Origin of the sequence: Mesorhizobium sp. M7A.F.Ca.MR.245.00.0.0 (assembly GCF_003997415.1) — a bacterium.
Lineage (GTDB): Bacteria > Pseudomonadota > Alphaproteobacteria > Rhizobiales > Rhizobiaceae > Mesorhizobium.
The window spans coordinates 158,998-178,607 of the sequence record NZ_RZTE01000010.1 but is presented as its reverse complement, the minus strand read 5'-3'; the positions used below and the strand labels follow the sequence as shown (position 1 = coordinate 178,607).

Annotated in this window: 17 protein-coding genes; 12 read left to right on the top strand and 5 right to left on the bottom strand. The window is 64.6% G+C overall.

The genetic code is table 11. The annotated features are described in order from the left end of the window. The 6 genes from EOB80_RS13930 to EOB80_RS13905 form a co-directional block, all read left to right on the top strand. Positions 1-1,251, top strand: a 1,251-nt coding sequence (locus tag EOB80_RS13930; protein WP_127328177.1) for a hypothetical protein, incomplete at its 5' end; no start/stop codon positions are given. Between the two features lie 128 nt (positions 1,252-1,379). Further along, entirely contained in the window at positions 1,380-2,684 is a 1,305-nt protein-coding gene (locus tag EOB80_RS13925; protein WP_127321454.1) for an ABC transporter substrate-binding protein, read from the top strand. A gap of 38 nt (positions 2,685-2,722) precedes the next feature. After that, a complete protein-coding gene (locus tag EOB80_RS13920; protein WP_127328175.1) occupies positions 2,723-3,604 on the top strand; it encodes a branched-chain amino acid ABC transporter permease in 882 nt (293 codons plus the stop codon). Next, on the top strand, positions 3,601-4,563 hold the full coding sequence (locus EOB80_RS13915) for a branched-chain amino acid ABC transporter permease (RefSeq protein ID WP_127328173.1): 963 nt from the start codon (positions 3,601-3,603) through the stop codon (positions 4,561-4,563). The genes EOB80_RS13920 and EOB80_RS13915 overlap by 4 nt, the downstream gene beginning before the upstream one ends. Next, entirely contained in the window at positions 4,560-5,288 is a 729-nt protein-coding gene (locus EOB80_RS13910) for an ABC transporter ATP-binding protein (protein ID WP_127328171.1), read from the top strand. Before EOB80_RS13915 ends, EOB80_RS13910 begins: the two co-directional genes overlap by 4 nt. Next, complete coding sequence (locus tag EOB80_RS13905) at positions 5,285-6,004, top strand: ABC transporter ATP-binding protein (RefSeq protein ID WP_127321450.1); 720 nt, start codon at positions 5,285-5,287, stop codon at positions 6,002-6,004. Before EOB80_RS13910 ends, EOB80_RS13905 begins: the two co-directional genes overlap by 4 nt. On the opposite strand, the gene EOB80_RS13900 is transcribed toward EOB80_RS13905, so the two are convergent. Together EOB80_RS13900 and pncA are read right to left on the bottom strand one after the other, a co-directional pair. Further along, positions 6,005-7,450, bottom strand: coding sequence for a sodium:proton antiporter (locus EOB80_RS13900; protein ID WP_127328170.1), 1,446 nt, complete (start codon positions 7,448-7,450; stop codon positions 6,005-6,007). Between the two features lie 157 nt (positions 7,451-7,607). Then, on the bottom strand, positions 7,608-8,222 hold the full coding sequence (gene pncA, locus EOB80_RS13895; protein ID WP_127328168.1) for a bifunctional nicotinamidase/pyrazinamidase: 615 nt from the start codon (positions 8,220-8,222) through the stop codon (positions 7,608-7,610). Positions 8,223-8,467: 245 nt separating this feature from the next. Between pncA and EOB80_RS13890 the strand changes: the two genes are divergently transcribed. Genes EOB80_RS13890 through EOB80_RS13865 form a run of 6 tightly spaced genes read left to right on the top strand, consistent with a single transcriptional unit; the run spans position 8,468 to position 15,610 of the window. After that, complete coding sequence (locus EOB80_RS13890) at positions 8,468-9,322, top strand: xanthine dehydrogenase family protein subunit M (RefSeq protein ID WP_127328166.1); 855 nt, start codon at positions 8,468-8,470, stop codon at positions 9,320-9,322. Further along, positions 9,319-12,153 carry a molybdopterin-dependent oxidoreductase gene (locus tag EOB80_RS13885; protein WP_127328164.1) on the top strand — a complete coding sequence of 945 codons (2,835 nt, stop codon included), beginning with the start codon at positions 9,319-9,321 and terminating at the stop codon, positions 12,151-12,153. Before EOB80_RS13890 ends, EOB80_RS13885 begins: the two co-directional genes overlap by 4 nt. Beyond that, the gene (locus EOB80_RS13880) at positions 12,150-13,691 is read left to right on the top strand and encodes a 6-hydroxynicotinate reductase (RefSeq protein ID WP_127328162.1); all 1,542 of its coding nucleotides are present in this window, start codon (positions 12,150-12,152) and stop codon (positions 13,689-13,691) included. The genes EOB80_RS13885 and EOB80_RS13880 overlap by 4 nt, the downstream gene beginning before the upstream one ends. Then, complete coding sequence (locus EOB80_RS13875) at positions 13,691-14,575, top strand: UPF0280 family protein (RefSeq protein ID WP_127328160.1); 885 nt, start codon at positions 13,691-13,693, stop codon at positions 14,573-14,575. The genes EOB80_RS13880 and EOB80_RS13875 overlap by 1 nt, the downstream gene beginning before the upstream one ends. After that, the gene (locus EOB80_RS13870; RefSeq protein ID WP_127271009.1) at positions 14,568-15,152 is read left to right on the top strand and encodes an amino acid synthesis family protein; all 585 of its coding nucleotides are present in this window, start codon (positions 14,568-14,570) and stop codon (positions 15,150-15,152) included. Before EOB80_RS13875 ends, EOB80_RS13870 begins: the two co-directional genes overlap by 8 nt. Then, entirely contained in the window at positions 15,149-15,610 is a 462-nt protein-coding gene (locus EOB80_RS13865) for a MarR family transcriptional regulator (protein WP_127328158.1), read from the top strand. The genes EOB80_RS13870 and EOB80_RS13865 overlap by 4 nt, the downstream gene beginning before the upstream one ends. A 40-nt stretch (positions 15,611-15,650) precedes the next feature. Here the strand turns inward: EOB80_RS13865 and EOB80_RS13860 are convergent, their stop codons facing one another. The 3 genes from EOB80_RS13860 to EOB80_RS13850 are packed head-to-tail and all read right to left on the bottom strand — an operon-like array spanning position 15,651 to position 19,512. Continuing rightward, the gene (locus tag EOB80_RS13860) at positions 15,651-16,619 is read right to left on the bottom strand and encodes a substrate-binding domain-containing protein (RefSeq protein WP_127322602.1); all 969 of its coding nucleotides are present in this window, start codon (positions 16,617-16,619) and stop codon (positions 15,651-15,653) included. Continuing rightward, positions 16,616-17,932: an ABC transporter permease gene (locus EOB80_RS13855; protein WP_127328157.1), complete on the bottom strand. Its 1,317-nt coding sequence runs from the start codon at positions 17,930-17,932 to the stop codon at positions 16,616-16,618. Before EOB80_RS13855 ends, EOB80_RS13860 begins: the two co-directional genes overlap by 4 nt. Further along, entirely contained in the window at positions 17,929-19,512 is a 1,584-nt protein-coding gene (locus tag EOB80_RS13850) for a sugar ABC transporter ATP-binding protein (protein ID WP_127328155.1), read from the bottom strand. Before EOB80_RS13850 ends, EOB80_RS13855 begins: the two co-directional genes overlap by 4 nt. Between the last annotated feature and the right edge of the window lie 98 nt (positions 19,513-19,610).

The window sequence follows — 19,610 nt, the reverse complement described above, 5'->3', positions numbered from 1 at the left end:
GTCCTGGCGCTGCTGCCAGCGGATTTTCTCGATCGTTTCTGGCGCCGGCGCCTGCCGTTGTTTGCCCTCAGCGACGCCACCCGCGCCGCCATCAGCCTGCTATCCTTCGCCGGCTTTGCAATTCTTATCGCCGCCGGCTTTTTCGGCAGCCGCGACCCACTTTCCAATCCTCTGCCACTGGTGATCTGGACACTGTTGTGGGCCGGCGTCACGCTGCTGCAGGGTGTCTTCGGCGACCTCTGGTCATGGCTCAACCCCTGGTATGGAGCATGGCGTCTCGCCTCGCGCCTGTTCGGGACCAGGGATCACGGAGCATGGCGCCTGCCCGGATGGGTCGGCTGCTGGCCGGCTGTCATCCTGTTCTTCGCCTTCGCCTGGTTCGAACTCATCGATCCGGCGCCCGACGATCCGGGGCGGCTGGCCTTGGCCGCCGGCCTCTACTGGCTGTTCTCTTTCCTCGCCATGCTGGCGTTCGGCTATCGCGACTGGAGCCGCAGCGGTGAATTCCTGACGGTTTTCTTCTCGATGGTGGCGCGCTTCGCCGTGGCCGAACGCAACCAAGACGGCCGGCTTGGCCTGTGCTGGCCCGGCGCCAAGCTGCTGACGGCGCAGCCCCTGCCGGCCAGCGGCATCGCCTTCCTGCTGCTGGCCCTGTCGTCGGTGTCCTTCGACGGCCTGTCGAAGACCTTCTTCTGGCTCGGCCTGTTCGGCATCAACCCGCTCGAATTTCCCGGCCGCACCGCGCTGATCGGCAGCGGCACTTGCGGGCTGATCCTGACATTCGCGCTGCTGGCGGCGATGTTCCTGCTTGCCGTCCGGCTCGGCCAGCGTCTTGCCGGCAGCGATCACACGCTCGGCCAAGCCGCAGGCCTGCTGGTGTGGTCGATCGTGCCGATCGCGCTTGCCTATCACGTTGCGCATTATCTGACGGCGCTGCTCGTCGACGGCCAATATGCGCTTGCGGCACTTTCCGACCCGTTCGCGCGGGGCTGGAACCTGTTCGGCATCGCCGACGTGCAGATCGAGGCCGGCATCGTTGCGGGAGCGGACTCCGCGTGGTGGCTGTGGAATATCCAAGCCGGCGCCATCATCCTGGGCCATGTGCTCGCCGTCCTCGTCGCTCACGGCTTCGCCTGGCGCCTGCACCCACAGCCCTCCCGCGCGGCACTCAGCCAGTTCCCGCTCACACTGCTGATGATCGCCTACACCGTCTTCGGCCTCTGGTTGCTTGCCACGCCGACTGCCGGATGAGAAAAGGCGACCAGCATGCCTTCGGGGAAAGCCCGCTTGCCACGTCGGGGCTTTGGTGATTTAGTTTGTACACATGCGATTTTTTGCCTCGTTACAGCCAGTCAAAACTCAAAAACAGGGGAACTGCCGTGACTGACAAGAATGGGTTTTTCGATCTCTCCAGATCAACGCTCAACCGCCGCACGGCGCTGAAGGGTCTGGTCGCCGGCGCCGGCCTGGGCCTGGCCCCCGGCTACGTCCGCTATTCCCAGGCGCAGAGTTCGGCGCCGATCAAGATCGGCTTCCAGTCGCACCGCACCGGCATCGGCGCCGCCTATGGCCGCTGGTACGAGAAGACCACGGCTGCCGCGGTCAAGGCGATCAACGCCGCCGGCGGCATCAACGGCCGTCAGGTCGAGGTGATCATCGAGGATGACGGCACCGATCCCGGCCGTGGCGCCGAGGTGGTCGGCAAGTTCGCCACCCAGCACAAGACCGACATCGTCTTCGGCACGCTGTTCTCGCATGTCGTCATTGGCTCTGCGCCCGCCGCCGGCGAAAACAAGATGCCCTATTTCGTCGTCAGCGAAGGCCATCACGTCGCCTCGACAAAGCTGAACCGCTATGTCTTCCAGCCCGGCATCACCGACGTGAAGAGCCAGATCCAGTCGATGGCGCCGTGGATCGCGGCCAATGCCGGCAAGAAGGTGACGCAGATCTTCCCCGATTTCGCTTTCGGCTACGACCATCGCGACTACCTGCCGCCGGCACTGAAGGCGCAAGGCGGCGAGGTCATCGCGCAGATCGCCATCCCGCCGACGGAATCGTCCTTCACCAAATACTTCCCGCAGATCCCGGCCGAGACCGAGGTGATCTACCACGTCATGGTCGGCCCGGCCGTGCTGACCTTCGTCAAGGAGCTCGGCGAGTTCTATGGCTCCAACCGGCCGCAACTGTTCGGCTTCATCGATTCGCTCGAAGCCACCGACATCAACAGTCCCGGCCTCGAATTCCTCGACGGCAGCCATTTCTGGGAAGGCTCGCCGCGTTATGCGCAGGCCAACGATTCCGAAGCGCAGAAGGCCTACCGCACCGCTGTCGGCATCGATGACAATGGCGCTGCCGTCGGCGATCCCAAGGATGTCTCCACCGCAGCCCACATGTTCGGCTGCTGGGAGACGCTCTATGTCGTCAAGAAGGCAATGGAAGACGCCGGCTACAAGGGTCCGGAAGACCGCGCCAAGCTGGTCGAGGCGACCGAGGCGCTGACCGAGTTCGCCGAAGGCCCGCAGCATCCGCAGGGACCGAAAACCTTCAACGGCAAGATCCACCAGTGCTTTGGTATCCAGAACATCTCCAAGGTCGAAGGCGGCAAGCTCAAGGTCGTGCACAAGACCAAGATCGAGGACGGGCTTTACGAGGCCGAGGGAGATTATACCACGCAGGCGCTGTGAGTTTGGCATTCCAGCAAGCGCCTGCCAGCGTGTAACCGATGCACTTTGGTCCCCACCTCCTCCTCGCTGCCCTCGAAGGCCTCGTCACCTCAGCCGTGCTGGCGCTGACGGCGCTTGGGCTGTCCCTGGTGTTCGGTGTCATGCGCGTGGTCAATGTCGCGCATGGTGAGTTCTTCATGCTGGGCGCGGTGCTCGCCTGGGCGATCACCACGGCCATCGGCGGTCACCCTGCGCTCGGCTTCCTGGCGGCGCTGGTGATTGCCCCGCTGATCGTCGGCGCCATTGCGCTGGTCGCCGAACGGCTGGTGCTGCGCCGGCTCAATTACAATCCGGAAGCCACCATCGTCGCCACCATCGGCATGCTCTACATCATCCAGCAGCTGGCGCTGACTTTCTATGGCCCGGAGGCTCGGCCGGTCGAGCCGCCGTTCAGCTACCGCGTCCTTTTGCCGTGGTTCGGCTATTCCGGCTACAAACTGTCTGTTATCGCCGCTTCCGCGCTGCTGCTCACCGCGACATGGCTGGTGCTGACGCGCACCAGGATCGGCCTCGTCATGCGCGCCACGCAGTATGACAGCGAAACCGCACAGGCCTTCGGCATCCCTGTCGGCCGTGTCTATGGCGGCGTCTTCGCGCTCGGTGCCATGCTGGCGGCCATTGCCGCGGTGCTGATCGTGCCGATCAGCCAGGCGCATTATCTGATGGGACAGGATCCGCTGCTGCTCTCCTTCATCGTCGTCATCATCGGCGGCCTCGGCTCGCTGCGCGGCACGGTCGTCGCCGCCGTGCTGATCGGCCTCTCCGACGGCATCATCTCGATGTTCTTCTCGCCGACGCTGGCCAAGATCATTGCCACGCTGCTCGTCGCCATGGTGCTGGTGTTCCGCCCGCAAGGCCTGTTCGGGACGGCATCGCGATGAGCGAAGCTTCGCCGGCAAAAGCCTATGCCCTGCATCTCGGCGTCATCGCCCTGCTCTTCGTGCTGAGCTTCCTGCTGCCGGACTACTATCACGGCCTGCTTGCCCGCATCATGGTGCTGGCGGTCTTTGCCATGGGCTACAACATGCTGTTCGGCTATGTCGGCCTGCTCAGCCTCGGCCATGCGATGTTCTTCGCCGCCGGGCTCTATGGCGCCGGCCTTGCCGTCATCCAGCTCGGCTGGAGCGTACCAGCGGCATTCGCCTCGGGCCTCGGCTGTGGTGTTGTTGTTTCACTCGTGATCGGCCTGCTGGCGTTGCGCACCACGGGCGTCGCCTTCATGATCGTCACCATGATGTTCGCTCAAGTGTTCTACCTCCTCATCCTCTACTTCGCGACTTGGACCGGCGGCGACCAAGGCATGGTCGTGCCGCAGCCGGCGCGGGTGCTCAACTTTGGCGCTACATCGCTCGAACTCACCAATCCGACGGTGCGCTACATGACAGCGCTGGCGCTGTTTTCCATCGTGCTGCTCGTCACATTGGCCATCGTCCGCTCCCGCTATGGCCGCGTGCTGGTCGCCATCCGCGAGAATGAGGAGCGCACGAAGATGCTCGGCTACGATACGTTTTCGAACAAGCTCGCCGCCGTCGTCATCTCCGGCATCATCTGCGCGGCCTCGGGGGCCGCCTATGCGCTGCTGTTCGGCTATGTCGGATCGAGCTTCGCGTCGGTGCAGTATTCGATCCTGCCGCTGCTGTGGGTGCTGCTGGGCGGTGCCGCCACCACGCTTGGGCCGCTGATCGGCACGCTGTTCATGTACTATGTCATCGATATCACCAGCGGCTACACCTCCGCCTATCTGCTGATCGTCGGCATCGCGCTGATCCTGCTGGTGCTGTTTTTCCCGAAAGGCATTCTGGGCAGCATCCGCCAGCGCTGGCTCGGGTGGCTGCCATGATGCCGCTTTTGACCACCAAGGGCCTGTCGCGCAATTTCGGTGGTCTGCGCGCCGTCGACAATGTCGATTTCGCGCTGATGCCGGGCGAGATCCGCGCCGTGATCGGCCCCAACGGGGCGGGGAAGACCACCTTCGTCAGCCTGGTCAGCGGCCGCATCAAGCCGTCTGCCGGCATGATCGTCTTCGACGGCGCCGACATCACCAATCTGCCTGCCTATGTCAGGGTGCGCAGGGGCATCGCCTACACCTTCCAGCTCACCAGCGTCTATGCCAACCTGTCCGTTTACGCCAACGTCGCGCTGCCCGCGCAACTGACGCAGCGGCATGGCAGCCATTCCAAGAGCGCGATACAGGCCGCTGTCATGACCGCACTGGAACGCACCGGCCTGGCCGACCGCGCCCATATGCCGGCCGGGCAGTTGTCCTACGGCCACCAGCGCCTGCTGGAAGTGGCGATGGGCCTGGCGCTGAAGCCGCGCCTGCTGATTCTCGACGAACCGACGCAAGGGCTGGCCGACAGCGAGATCGACAATTTCATCACCCTGGTGCGCGAGATCGCCAAGAACGCCACCGTGCTTCTGATCGAGCACAACATGCCTGTCGTCATGCAACTCGCCGACCGCATCACCGTCTTCAATGCCGGCAAGATCCTGGCCGAAGGCACCCCGGAAGCGATCCGCGAGAACGCGGCGGTGCAGGAAGCCTATCTGGGGACCGCCCCATGACCGAGGCAAAGTCCGAGGCGCTGACCATCTCTGGACTGGACTGCTACTATGGCGAGGTCCAGGTGCTCTATGGCCTCGACCTGGTGCTGAACAAGGGCGAGGTGCTGTGCCTGTTCGGCCGCAATGGCGCCGGCAAGACGACGACGCTGAAAGCCATCATGGGACTGGTTCCCTCAAGCGCCGGCTCGATCAAACTGGCTGGCCAAGAGTTGACTGGTCTGCCGGCGCATGAAGTGCCCAAGGCCGGCGTCGCCTATGTGCCGCAGGGAAGGCGGCTGTTCGCCGAAATGACGGTGGCGGAAAACATCGAGATCGGCCTGATGGCGCGCGGCAAGGGCAAGGCGACGCGTGAAAACGTGCTCGACCTCTTTCCATTGCTGCGCCAGCGGCTGCGGCAGCGTTCCGGCACATTGTCCGGCGGCGAACAGCAGATGCTGGCCATGGCGCGCGCGCTCTGTCTCGAACCGCAAGTGCTGCTGCTCGACGAGCCGACCGAAGGGCTGATGCCGTCGATGATCGCCAAGATCCGCGAGACGGTGTCGAAGCTGCGCGACATGGGCGTCTCGACCATCCTGGTCGAGCAGCGTGTCGATGCAGTGCTTTCGGTCGCCGACCACGTTGCCTTCATCGAAAACGGCCGCAACCGCGAGACGGTCGACGTCGAGGAGTTGCGCGCCGACCCGTCGGCGGTCCGCCGCTATGTCGGCGTCGGGTGATCAGCCGAAGAACAGAAAGCCCGCGACCAAAAATATCGGGATCAGCACCAGCCCAGACCACAGCATGTAGCCGAAGAAGCCCGGCATCTTCACGCCGCGATGGCGGGCGATGGCGTAGACCATGAAGTTCGGCGCATTGCCGATATAGGTGTTGGCGCCCATGAACACCGCGCCGGCCGAGATCGCGGCAAGCGTCGAAGCGAACTCCGTCATCAGGTGCCGGGGGTCGCCGCCGGCAAGCTCGAAGAACACCAGATAGGTCGGCGCATTGTCGAGGAAGGACGACAATGCCCCTGTCAGCCAGAAATAGGCGAGATCGTTGGGCGTACCCGAGGGTGAACTGACAAGCGACACCAGCGGTGCCAGCGCGCCGTCATGGCTTGCCCTTAGGATGGCGATGACCGGCACGATGCAGATGAAGATGCCGGCAAACAATTTTGCCACCTCTGCTATCGGGCCCCAGTTGAAGCCGTTCGCCTCCCGGTGGCTCTTGTAGGAGAGCGGAAGCGACAGCAGGGCGAGCACCAGGATGATGGCGTCGCGCACCAGATTCTGCAGTTCGAGACTGACGCCGAACACCGAGAAGCTGACGCCGGGCTTCCAGGCCGCCGACAGCAGGATGGCGCCGATCACGCCCGCCAGCAGCGGAAGGTTGGCCAGGCCGCGCAGACGCACCTTGGTATCCGGCGTCGGATCCTTGATCTTCGGCGCGCCAGCCTCGCGCCGATGCAGGATGATGTCGATGCCCAGAAAAACGGCCAGCACGGCACCGCCGACGAACAGCGTCTCGCGCCAGAGATTCGCGGTCGTCCAGAAGAAAGCGACGCCTCTGAGGAAGCCGACGAACAGTGGCGGATCGCCAAGCGGCGTCAGTGAGCCGCCGATGTTGGACACCAGGAAGATGAAGAAGATGACGACATGGGCGTTGAACGGCCTGTTATCGTTGGCGCGGATGATCGGCCGGATCAGGATCATCGAGGCACCGGTCGTGCCGATCACCGATGCCAGCAGCGCGCCGACCAGCAGCAGGCCGGCATTGACCAGCGGCGTGCCGTGAATGTTGCCGGCAAGGAGAATGCCGCCCGAAATGGTGAACAGCGCAAACAGCAGGATGATGAACGACATGTATTCCGTGAGCAACGCATGCAGCACCGCTTCGGTCGCTGTGGGAACACCGAAGGCAATCGCCAGCGGCACGATCACCAGCGCGGCCCAAAGGGCCGATATCTTGCCGTAGTGATGTTCCCAGGCATGAGGAAACAGCAGCGGACCGGTGGCGATCGACAACAGCAGCCCGGCAAAGGGCAGCGCCCACCACAGCGACATCGAAGCACCGGGCAGGCCGTGGTCTTCGGCGGCGAATGCCTGTGCCGGAAACAGCACGGCGGCAATTATCGCAGCGCATGCAGCCAACAGGGAGATCGGATATGAAAAAGGCCCCCTCATCCGGCCGCTACGCGGCCACCTTCTCCCCGAGGGGAGAAGAGACTCGGCGCCGACGCTCGCCTTCTCCTCTCCCCTCGGGGAGAGGTCGGATTGCCCCGAATTGCCCTTCGCAATTCGGCTGGCAATCCGGGTGAGGGGGTGCTTGCCCAACGGCCGTTCAATCCGACAAAGGGTCTTCGAGCGTCACGCCGGCGTCGCGCAGGCGCTGCAGCATTGTATCGAGCGAACCGTTGAGATCGATGCCGCGGCAGGCATCGAGCCGCACTGTGGTTTTGAAGCCCTGGCTGACGGCGTCCAGCGCCGAAAAGCCGACGCAGAAATCGGTCGCCAGCCCGACCAGGGTCAGCGTGTCGATGGCGCGCTCCCGGAGGTAGCCGGCAAGGCCGGTCTGCGTCGTGCGGTCGTTCTCGAAGAAGGCCGAATAGCTGTCGATATCAGACCGAAATCCCTTGCGAATGACGAGCTCGGCCTTGGTCCAGGCGAGGCCGGAATGGAAATCCGAGCCCAGGCTGCCCTGGATGCAGTGGTCCGGCCACAGCGTCTGCTGACCATAGGGCATTTCGATCATCGTGAAAGGCTGCGCGCCCGGATGGCTGGAGGCAAAGCTGGAATGACCGGCGGGATGCCAGTCCTGCGTCAGCACGACATGGTCGGTTCGCCGGATCAGGTCGTTGACCAGCGGCACGATCTCATCGCCGCCGGCAACCGCCAGCGCGCCGCCGGGACAAAAGTCGTTCTGCAGGTCGATGACAACAAGCGCCTCGTCGGCCATGGGCTTTCCTCTTCCGTATGCAGGCTCCAGTGGAAAATGCCGCTGACGCGACCGGACGCAGAAACTTGACCAGATGGCCGGCGGCGTCAACCTCTCGCGACATAACAAATGCGTGCCGGCCGGGCCGCCGCAAACTCGGGCTTTGACAAATCCTGCGGGCTTGATATCATTTGCATACGAATGAGTTTCTCGGCTCGAACGCCGGAAATACCGGATTCGGAAAGTTCCTTTCTGGAAGGCAAAGCGTGATCCGTTACGCGAAACCCACCTCGGTCGACGAAGCGCTCGCTTTGCTTGGCGAGGGCGCCTGGCGCATCCTTGCCGGCGGCACCGATTTCTATCCCGCACAGGGCAGCAAACCCTTCCGCGACAATGTTCTCGACGTTAACGGCCTGGCGGCGCTGCGCGGCATTGCCGAGACGCACGACCATTTCGTCATCGGCGCGCGCACGACCTGGACCGACATCGTCCGCCATCCCTTGCCTCCGGCCTTCGATGCGCTTAAACAGGCGGCGCGAGAGGTCGGCTCGGTGCAAATCCAGAACGTCGCCTCGGTCGCCGGCAATCTCTGCAACGCCTCGCCGGCCGCCGACGGGGTGCCGGGCCTGCTCATCCTCGATGCCGAGGTCGAGCTGCGCTCGGTGGCCGCGACGCGGCATCTGCCGTTGCAGGACTTCATTCTCGGCAACCGCCGAACCGCTCTGCTGCCCGGTGAGATGGTCACGGCCATCCGCGTGCCGAAGCCCAGCGGCACGTCGGCTTTCGTCAAGCTCGGCGCGCGCCGTTATCTCGTCATTTCCATCGCCATGGTGGCGGCGCGTCTGGTCGTCGAGGATGGCATCGTCAGCGACGCCGCCGTCGCCGCCGGATCCTGCTCGGTGGTGGCCAAGCGGCTGGCAGGTGTCGAAGCCGCGCTGCACGGTCTGCCGGTGGACGGCGGACTCGCCGACGCGGTCCTGGCCGCGCCGATGGCAGAACTGTCGCCGATCGCCGATGTGCGCGGCAGCGCCGAATACCGGCTCGATGCGGTGCGCGAGATTGTTGCCCGCGCGGTGCTTGCGGCTATGGGGCGTACGACTGGCGAAGAGGTGGCGGCATGAGCCAAATTCAGCCCGACGCGCGTGAAGCACTGCCCGATCCGGGCAGTGCCCAGCCAGGCTTCGGCGCTGTGCGCGCCGATATCGCCTTCGAGGTCAACGGCGCCGCCGTCTCGGTCAATGTGCCGCCCCTGCGCCGGCTGTCCCTGGTGCTGCGCGATGAATTGCTGTTGACCGGCACCAAGGTCGGCTGCGATGCCGGTGACTGCGGCGCTTGCACGGTGCTGGTCGACGGCGATCCCGTCTGCGCCTGCCTGATGTCGGCGGCTTCCGCCGCCGGGACGGCGGTAACATCCGTCGAAGGCCTCGCCAATGGCCGGCTGTCGGCGCTGCAGGCCTCTTTCCTCGCCCACGGCGCCGCGCAGTGCGGGATCTGCACGCCGGCGCTGCTGGTCGCGGCAACGGCATTGCTGGACAAGCAGCCCAACCCGACCGAAGTCGAGGTGCAGGACGCGCTCGGCGGAATTCTGTGCCGCTGCACCGGCTACCGGAAGATCATTGCCGCGGTGATGGATGCCTCGCTGCAGGCAGCAAGCCTGGATTTCCGCTTGCCTCAATCAGGCCACGCGATCGGCTCCTCGCCCATCCGGCTCGACGGCATGCCGAAGGTCACCGGGGCTGAGAAATTCGGCGGCGATTCCTTCCCCGCCGATGCGTTGGCCGTGCTGGTGGTCCGCTCGCCGCATTATCACGCCGGCTTCGCCTTCGGCGATCTGGACGGCTGGGAGAAGGCACATCCCGGCGTTGCCGGTGTCTTCACCGCCGCCGACATTCCGGGAAAAAACTGTTTCGGCGTCATAGGCCCGTTCGCCGACCAGCCGGCGCTGGCGGAAGGGTTTGCCCGCCTTCGCGGTGAGGCTGTGGCGCTGGTCGCCGGCGAGCGCGAGGCGATGCTCGATCTCGACCTCTCGGACTTTCCGATCCGCTGGACCGAATTACCGCATGTTCTCCAATCCTGCGAAGCGCGCGCCGATGGTGCCAAGCTCATTCATGAGAACAGGCCGGCAAACTTGCTGACCTCCGGCTTCGTCGAACGCGGCGATCCGGAAGCAGCGCTTGCCGGCGCTGCGTTCACCGTGTCCGGCGCCATCGACACCTCCTATGTCGAGCACGCCTATATCGAACCGGAAGCCGGCTATGCCTATCTGGACGGCGACACGCTGGTCGTCGTCGCCTGCACCCAGGCGCCCTATATGGACCGCGACGAGACGGCGAAGGTGCTCGGCCTAGCCGTCGACAAGGTGCGCATCGTGCCGACCGCGACCGGCGGCGGTTTCGGGTCCAAGCTCGACGTTTCGCTGCAGCCGCTGATCGGCCTGGTGGCGATGAAGACGGGGCGGCCGGCGGCACTTGCCTACACCCGCACCGAATCGATGATTTCGACCACCAAGCGCCATCCGGCCGAGATGAGAGCGACCATCGGCGCCGATGCCGATGGCCTTGTCACCGGCATGATCTTCGAAGGTGACTTCAACACCGGCGCCTATGCAAGCTGGGGCCCTACCGTGGCCAACCGCGTGCCGGTGCACGCCTCCGGACCCTACGCGACGCCGAATTACCGCGCCGAAGGCCGCGCCATTCACACGCATGGGCCGATCTCCGGCGCCTTCCGCGGCTTCGGCGTGCCGCAAGCGACGATCATGCAGGAGACGCTGTATGACGAGCTAGCCGGCAAGCTCGGCATGGACCGGCTCGATTTTCGCTTGAAGAACTGCCTTCGTAACGGATCCGAAACGGTTACCGGGCAGCTTCTGGAGTCCGGCGTCGGCATTGCCGAATGCCTCGAATCGCTGCAGCCGCATTGGGTGCGGGCAACAGCCGATGCGGATGCGTTCAACCGTGCCAGCAGGGATAGAAAGCGCGGCGTTGGCGTCGCGTCCTGCTGGTATGGCTGCGGCAACACCTCGCTGCCCAACCCGTCGACCATCCGGGTCGGCATCGCGGCTGACGGCACGGTCATCCTGCACCAGGGCGCTGTCGATATCGGCCAGGGTTCGAACACGGTCATCGCCCAGATTTGCGCCGACGCGCTCGGCCTGCCGCTTGAGAAATTCCAGTTGAAGAGCGCCGATACAGCCATCACCCCCGACGCCGGGAAGACCTCGGCCTCGCGCCAGACCTTCGTCACCGGCAAGGCGGCCGAAAAGGCCGGCCGCGCCTTGCGCGAAACGATCCTGCGCTTCGCCAATGTTTCCGAAAACGCAGCGCTGCAGCTCGACGGCCCCGTGATCGTCATCCGCGAAGGTGAAGCCACGCGCCGCGTCGATCTCGCGACATTGGATGTAGACACCGAAGGCTTCGTCTTTCGCGCCGAGGAGACCTACGACCCGCCGACGCTGCCCCTCGACGCCAAGGGCCAGGGCAAACCCTACGCCGTCTACGGCTATGGCGCGCAGATCGCCGAACTGGAAGTCGACCTCAAACTGGGGACAGTGAAGCTGCTGAAAATTACCGCCGCGCACGATGTCGGCAAGGCGATCAACCCGCTGCTGGCCGAGGGCCAGATCGAAGGCGGTATCGCGCAAGGCATCGGCATGGCGCTGATGGAAGAGTATATTCCCGGCCGCACCGAGAATTTGCACGATTATCTCATCCCGACCATTGGCGACGTGCCGCCGATCGAGACCATCCTGATAGAAGTTCCGGATCCGGAAGGACCCTTTGGCGCCAAGGGTTTGGGCGAGCATGTGCTGATCCCGACGGCGCCGGCGATCCTCAACGCCATCCGCCACGCCACCGGTGTGCTGGTCACCAAAGTTCCGGCGACGCCGACGCGTATCCGCGCTGGCATCCGGGAGAAAGATGGTATCCGCGAAAAGGAGGCACGCCGATGAGCGAGCTTGCCGAACGCTTCGAGACCCATGATCCCGGCGAGAAGCTGGTGGCGGAGAAGATCCGCTGCGATGCCTGTCCGGTGATGTGCTACATCGCGGATGGGCGCACCGGCGCCTGCGACCGCTACGGAAATGTCGGCGGCAGGATCGTGCGGATGGATCCGCTGACCATCCTCGACCATGCGTCAGAGACCGGCGCGGCGATCGTGCCGTTCGTCGCCGAGGGCGAGGCATGGGATGGCGAACTGGTCAACACCGGCCGCCGCTTCGTCACCGCAATCGGCGCCGGCACCACTTATCCCGACTACAAGCCGGCCCCCTTCATCGTCAGCCAGGAGGTCGAAGGCGTCGATCTCGTCACCGTCGTCACCGAGGGCATCTTCTCCTATTGCGGCGTCAAGGTGAAGATCGATACCGACCGTCACCTCGGTCCCGAGACGGCAATAGTCCGCGCAGCCGGCGAAGCGATCGGCCATGTCACGACGGGCGAGTATGGCTCGCAGATGCTGTCGCTGGGCGGTGTGCACCATCTGACCGGCGGCTCCAAGGCCGAGGGACGCGCCACCTGCGACGCTCTGCTCAATCTGTGCAACCGCAAACCGATGGAACTGGCCATCGACGGCGGCGCCACCATCATAGTCGAAGCCGGCAAAGCACCTGTCATCGACGGCAAGCAGGAACACCGAATGCGCGTCGGCTGCGGCTCGGCCACCATCGGCATGTTCGCCACGCAATGGCGCGGCCTTGTCGACGAGGTGGTGGTGGTCGACGACCACATCACCGGCGTTGTTTCCGAGCATCAGGCCGGCAAGGTGCTGGGCTGGCAGGATACCGGTATAAAAATAATCGGCCGCCGTTCGACGCCGGGCCGCTATTTCAAGGTGTCCGAACCCGGGCTGGGCTGGGGCGGCACCAGCATTTCAGACCCGCTGTCGATCCTCGGAGAGTGGAACGCCAAGAAAGGCGCGCGGCCGGGGCTGTCGCTGCTGATGGTGTCGACCACCGGGGAACAGTTCGCCTATTACGAACTCGACGACGAACTGAAACCGGTGCAAAAACCTTTCCCCGAACGGCTGCAGAAGTCGGTCGGGCTGATCGAGGACAATTGCGAGCCGGCTTTGTGCACAGTGCTGTTCATCGGCGGCGCCGGCGGCTCGCTGCGGGCCGGCGTCACCGAAAACCCGGTCAATCTCACCCGCTCGGTTCAGGGCCTGACCACCTATGTCACGGTCGGCGGCGCGCCGGTCTATGTCTGGCCGGGCGGCGGCATCACGCTGATGGTCGATGTCACCAGAGTGCCTGAGGGTGCCTTCGGCTATGTGCCGACGCCGGCGCTGGTGGCGCCTATCGAATTCACGCTGCGCCGCGACGACTATGTCAGGCTCGGCGGGTACGAGGCCGAGATCCGCAGCGTCGAGGATATTGTCGCAAAAGGCGGTGAGTACCTGAATCCGCGCCGCGGCACAGGCGCCGAAGCCACCAATCCATGGCCGCCACTCGCGCAGCTACGCCGTGCCGGCTCGAACGGGGCCGGGTGATGCAAGGCCCGCAAGCCAACTGGCTGCAGGACGGCAAGCGGCTCCATCTCAACCACGGGCCGATCGACCTGATCGTCGAGGTTTTTGGTGAGGCGGATGAATGCCGCCGAGCCTATGAACAGGCGGTAGCGCGGTTCCAGACGATCCTGATGGAGCTGGTCGAGGAGCTCCCCGAATTGCGACTACCGGCGTTTTTCCTGGCGCCTCGCAGCTTCGCCGGCCCGACGGCGCGCCGCATGGAAGCAGCCGTCATGCCCCTGGCGGAATGCTTCATAACACCGATGGCCGCCGTCGCGGGATCGGTAGCCGACGAAATGCTCGCCGCATTGCTTGCCGGCCGCAAGCTCGATCGCGCCTATGTCAACAATGGCGGCGACTGCGCAATCCATATCGGCAGGGGACAGTCGATGGGATTGGCGGTCGCCGGCACCGGTAACGGCATGGCGGACCGGATCACGATCCGCGCGGAAGATGGCGTTCGTGGCGTTGCCACCAGCGGCTGGCGCGGCCGCTCCTTCTCGCTTGGCATTGCCGACGCCGTCACCGTGCTCGCGCGGACCGGCGCCGAGGCAGATGCGGCAGCGACCCTCATTGCCAACGCGGTGGACCTGCCCGGCAATCCCACCATCAAGCGCATTCCCGCACATGAATTGTCGCCCGACAGCGATCTCGGCGCGCGCCTGGTGACACATGGTGTCGGCACGCTTGGCCTTGGCGAAGTGGCGCGGGCGCTGGACAATGGCCTTGCCGTCGCCGAAGATTTTCGCCGGCGCGGCCTGATTGCCGCATCGGCGCTGTTTCTTGGCGGTGAGATCCGCATCAGTGGCTCGGTCGCGCTTGCAGCGCCCAACAAAAGTTCGAGGGAGGAAGTTGCCCATGCCTGAGTTTTCGATCCGCAAAATCGCGGTGCTGACCGAAGAGATTTTTCACGAGGGCGGGCCGGTGGCCCAGGTGCCGCGCCGCCGCGCCGCCGCGATGGCCCTGGTGAAAAACCCGTTCGCCGGGCGCTATGTCGAAGACTTGCAGAGCGCCATGGACGATCTGAAGCCGCTCGGCCTGTTGCTCGCCGACCGGCTGATCGCGGCGCTCGGCGGCGACGTCAAGCAGATCGACGGCTACGGCAAGGGCGCCATTGTCGGCACGGCGGGCGAGTTGGAGCACGGTGCGCTGTGGCATGTGCCCGGCGGCTACGCCATGCGCGAACGGCTCGGCGACGCCAAGGCGATCGTGCCGTCGGCCAAAAAGGTCGGCGCGTTCGGTTCAAAGCTCGATGTACCGCTCGGCCACATCAACGCCGCCTATGTGCGCAGCCATTTCGACGCCATGGAAGTCGGCATCAGCGATGGTCCGCGCCCAGACGAAATCCTGTTCTGCCTCGCCATGACCTGTGGCCCGCGCATCCACAATCGCATGGGTGGTCTCGCGGCCGATGACATCAAAGCCTGGGATGGCTTGCGGTGAGCGGCGAGGACAATCTGCTCAAGCTGGTCGAGGTCGAGACCCCGGACGACCAGGATTACCTGCTGCAGGAGCAGGTCGGCTTCATCCTGCGCAAGGCGCATCAGCGCCATGTCGCGATCTTTGCCGCGCATATCGGCGATCTGACGCCGCCGCAATTCGCGGCGTTGGCCAAGCTGCGTGACGTCGGCGAGACCTCGCAGAACCAGCTCGGCACGCTGATCGCGATGGATGCGGCGACGGTGAAGGGCGTCATCGACCGGCTGAAGGCGCGCGGCCTGGTCGAGCTTTCCAGGCACGAGGTCGACAAGAGACGGCTGCTGGTCAATCTGACCGCGGCAGGCCGCGATGCCATCGACCGCCTGATCCCGCTGGCGCGCGAGATCACCCAGGAAACGCTGGCGCCGCTCTCCGCCAAGGAGATCGCCACCTTCATGAAGCTGCTGGTGAAGCTGGCTTAGATCGCCGGGCGCCAAAAAGGCACCCGGCAGGAAGCTTGGCTCAGAGGCCGTTGTCCTTCAGCACCTGGGCGGCGTTTTCCTTGGTGATCTTCTCGGTTGGCAGAGTGATGGTCTTTTCGACCTTCTCGCCGTTGAGGAACTTGATCGCCTGGCGCAGGCCTTCGGCACCGGGAGTGACATAGGTGAAGGTTGCCGTCAGCTCGCCCTTGTTGACCATCTGCACGCCTTCGTTGGGCAGGCCGTCGATACCAATGAACTTGATGTCCTTCTCGCGGCCGACATCCTTGGCGGCGAGATAGGCACCATAGGCCATCGGGTCGTTGTGGCCGTAAACGAGATCGATCTTCTCGTTGCTCTTCAGCGCGTTGGCCATCAGATTGTAGGCCTGATCCTGCTTCCAGTCGCCCGATTGCTGGTCGAGCAGATATTTGATGCCCGGCTCCTTGTCGGTGAATTCGTGGAAGCCGTCGTGGCGGTCATGCGCCGGCTGGGTGCCCATGCCGCCCCAGATCTCGACGACGTTGCCTGCAGCCTTGCCCTTGCCGCCAAGCAGTTCGACGGCATATTCGCCGGCCGCGCGGCCGATCAGCGCGTTGTCGCCACCGACGAACTGCGTGTAGTCCTTGGTCTCGACATTGCGGTCGAGCACGAAGACCGGGATCTTGGCATCGATCGCTTGCTGCACGACGCCGGTCAGGCCGGCCGATTCCTTCGGTGACACCAACAGCGCATCGACTTCCTGGCGGATCAGGTTCTCGACATCGGCGACCTGCTTTTCGGTCTTGTCCTCGCCGTCGGTGATGATCAGTTCGACCTCGGGATGCTTGGCGGCTTCGGCCAGAATGTCCTTGTTGAACTGCGCGCGCCAGGGCTCGATGGTCGTCACCTGCGAGAAGCCGATCTTCCACTTCTTGTCCTGGGCGAAGGCATTGCCGGTGGTCAGCAGCGCGGTGGCGGTCAGCAGTGCCGCGGTCACGGCGGCAAGCTTCAGCATGTCACGTCGTTTCATTTTTTGTTTCCTCCGAGATTGAGAGACGGTGTCTCTTGCGACGGCCGCTTTGCCGCGGCCGTTTCCTTGTGCGCCGATTGCCCGCCGGGCAGGCGCAGATAGGCCAGGAGATCACCGGCATTGCGCTCCTGCACGAGCACGGTGCCGATGATGATCATCCCCTTCAGCACCAGCTGAAGGTTCGAATTGATGTTGTGGAGCTGCAGGATGTTGGAGAGCAGACCGAAGATCAGCACGCCGCAGAACGTGCCGGTGAGGCTGCCGCGCCCGCCCATCAGGCTGGTGCCGCCGATGACCACGGCGGCGATGGCGTCGAGCTCCAGCCCGGCGCCGGCATCCGGCTTGCCTTGCCGGTACTGTGCGACATAGAGCACGGCGGCGATCCCGGCGAGCAGCCCCGAGACGGCATAGGTTACTATCTTGACGCGGCCGGCGGCGATGCCGGAGAGGCGCGCCGCCTCCTCGTTGCCGCCGATGGCATAGACGTAACGGCCGAACGGCGTGAAGCGCAGCACCGCGCCATAGATCAGGATGGCGCCGAGGAAGAACAGGCCCGGCATCGGGATGATGCCGAACACCAGCGAGCGCAGGATCTCGAAATCGGCGGTCGCGTTGGAGCCTGTATAGACCGGCAGCACCGCATTGTTCTGGCCGGCGGTCAACCGTGCGATGCCGAGCGCCGTCACCATCATCGCCAGGGTGACGATGAAGGGCTGCAGGCGCCCGGCAACGATGATGAAGCCGTTGAGCGCGCCGAACAGCAAACCAACGCACGGCGCCACCAGCAGCACGCCGAGCACACCGAATTTCGGCTCGATCTGCGGCAGCAGAAACCACAGCGACAGGCAGCACAGGACCACGCCGACGACGGCGGGCGTGACCAGGCCGCGAATCCCGTCCAGCTTGATCTCACGGAGGAGGTCGGCGCCGGCACGGGATTTTGCCAGGTTCTGGAAAATGAAACGGGTGACGACGAAACCGAGGCAAAGCGCCACCAGGGCGACGGTTGGCACGCCCAGCACGACGCCCGGCGTCACGCCTGGAACCGTCAGCAGCATGGCGCAGACCACCGAGCAGATGGCCATTAGCGAGCCGACGGAGAGATCGATGCCGCCGGTGATGATGACAGCCGTCATGCCAGTGGCGATCAGGCCGGTGGTCGACACCTGGCGCAGCACATCGAGCAGATTGCCGTAGGAGAGGAAGATGTTGTTGCCCTTCGAGCTCATCGGCGAGCCCAGGACACCGATCAGGAAGATGGCGATCAGGCCCCAATAGAGCTTGGTCCGGGACAGGAGTTTGAAAACGGTCATGCGGCTGGTCTCGATATGGTCCGGCGCGGGGCGGCGAGGCGCATGATGGCCTCCTCACTGGCCGCGTCGCGGGAAAGAATGCCTGTCTGGCGGCCATCGGCCATCACCAGGATGCGGTCGGAGAGGTGCAGCAGCTCCGGCAGTTCGGAGCTGATGACGGCGATGGCGAGACCGTCGCGCGCCAGCTTGAAGATCAGGTCGTAGATCTCGCGCTTGGCGCCGACATCGATGCCGCGCGTCGGCTCGTCCAGCAACAGCACCCTCGGCTTCGTCGCCAGCCATTTGCCGATGACAACTTTCTGCTGGTTGCCGCCCGACAGCGTCCCGGCGGGCTGGTCGATGTCCCGGCAGCGGATGCCGAGGGCCTTGACCGCCTGCCGCGCCAGCCCCTGCTCGCCGGCCAGCGAACGGATGCCGAAGCGGGCCAGCGACCCGACCAGCGGCAGCGCGACATTGTCCGCGATCGAAGCCTGAAGATGCAGGCCTTGCGTCTTGCGGTCCTCGGTCACCAGCGCAATGCCCAGCCGCCTTGCATCGCGGGGCGAGCGGATATCCACGGGATGGCCGTCGATACGGATTTCGCCGCCGGTGCGGCCATCGCTCGAGCCGAAGATCGCTTCCAGGATCTCGGTGCGACCCGAACCCAGCAGCCCGCCAATGCCGAGGATTTCTCCGGCGGCAAGATCGAAGCCGACGCCGTCGATCACCGTGCGCCAACCATGCGCATCGGGCTTCGACAGCGACAGGTTTTCGACCGAAAGCACGGTCATGCCGCTGGTGTTGCGCTCTTCCTCGGAGGAAGCGAGCAGGTTGCGGCCGACCATCGCCGAAATGATCGTATCTTCGTGGAGCCTGGCCATCGGCTCGGTCAGCACATGGCGGCCGTCGCGAAACACGGTGACGCGGCTGGCCAGGTGCATGACCTCGTCGATGCGGTGCGAGATGTAGACGATGGCGACGCCGCTGTCGGCAAGCTGGCGGATGATGCGGAACAGCCGCTGGCATTCGGCCGGCGACAGCGCCGAGGTCGGCTCGTCCATGATCAGGATGCGTGCCGACATCGACAGAGCCTTGGCGATCTCGACCAGTTGCTGCTCGCCGACACGCAGGGCGCCGACGCGGGCTTGCGGATCGAGTTCGATGCCGAGCCGCTGCAACAAAGCACCTGCCGCGCGGCTGCTCGCCTTGCGGTCGACGATCAGCCCGGCGATCAGCTTCTCGCGGCCGAGGAAGATGTTGTCGGCGACGCTGAGTTCGGGCACCAGGTTGAGCTCCTGATGAATGATGGCGATGCCGGCATCCTCGGCGTCGCGCACGCCGGCGAAGCTGACGGGGCGGCCATCGACGCTGACCGTGCCTTCATAGCCGGTATAGACGCCGGAGAGGATTTTCATCAGCGTCGACTTGCCGGCGCCGTTCTCGCCCATCAAGGCATGAACCTCGCCGCGACGCAGCTCAAAGCCGACATCGACAAGCGCGGCGATGCCGCCGAAGCTCTTGGAAATGCGCTCGGCACTCAGAACGATGTGCGACCGATCGGCCGCACCGTGCTCCGGGGACAGGCAATTGCTCTCTTGCATGACAATGGCGGCCTCCCTTCCGTCGTCGTCAACTTCCCGCAAACGCTAATCTAAACGTTTCGATCATGTCAAGCCGATATAAGGTGCCGGACGTTTGG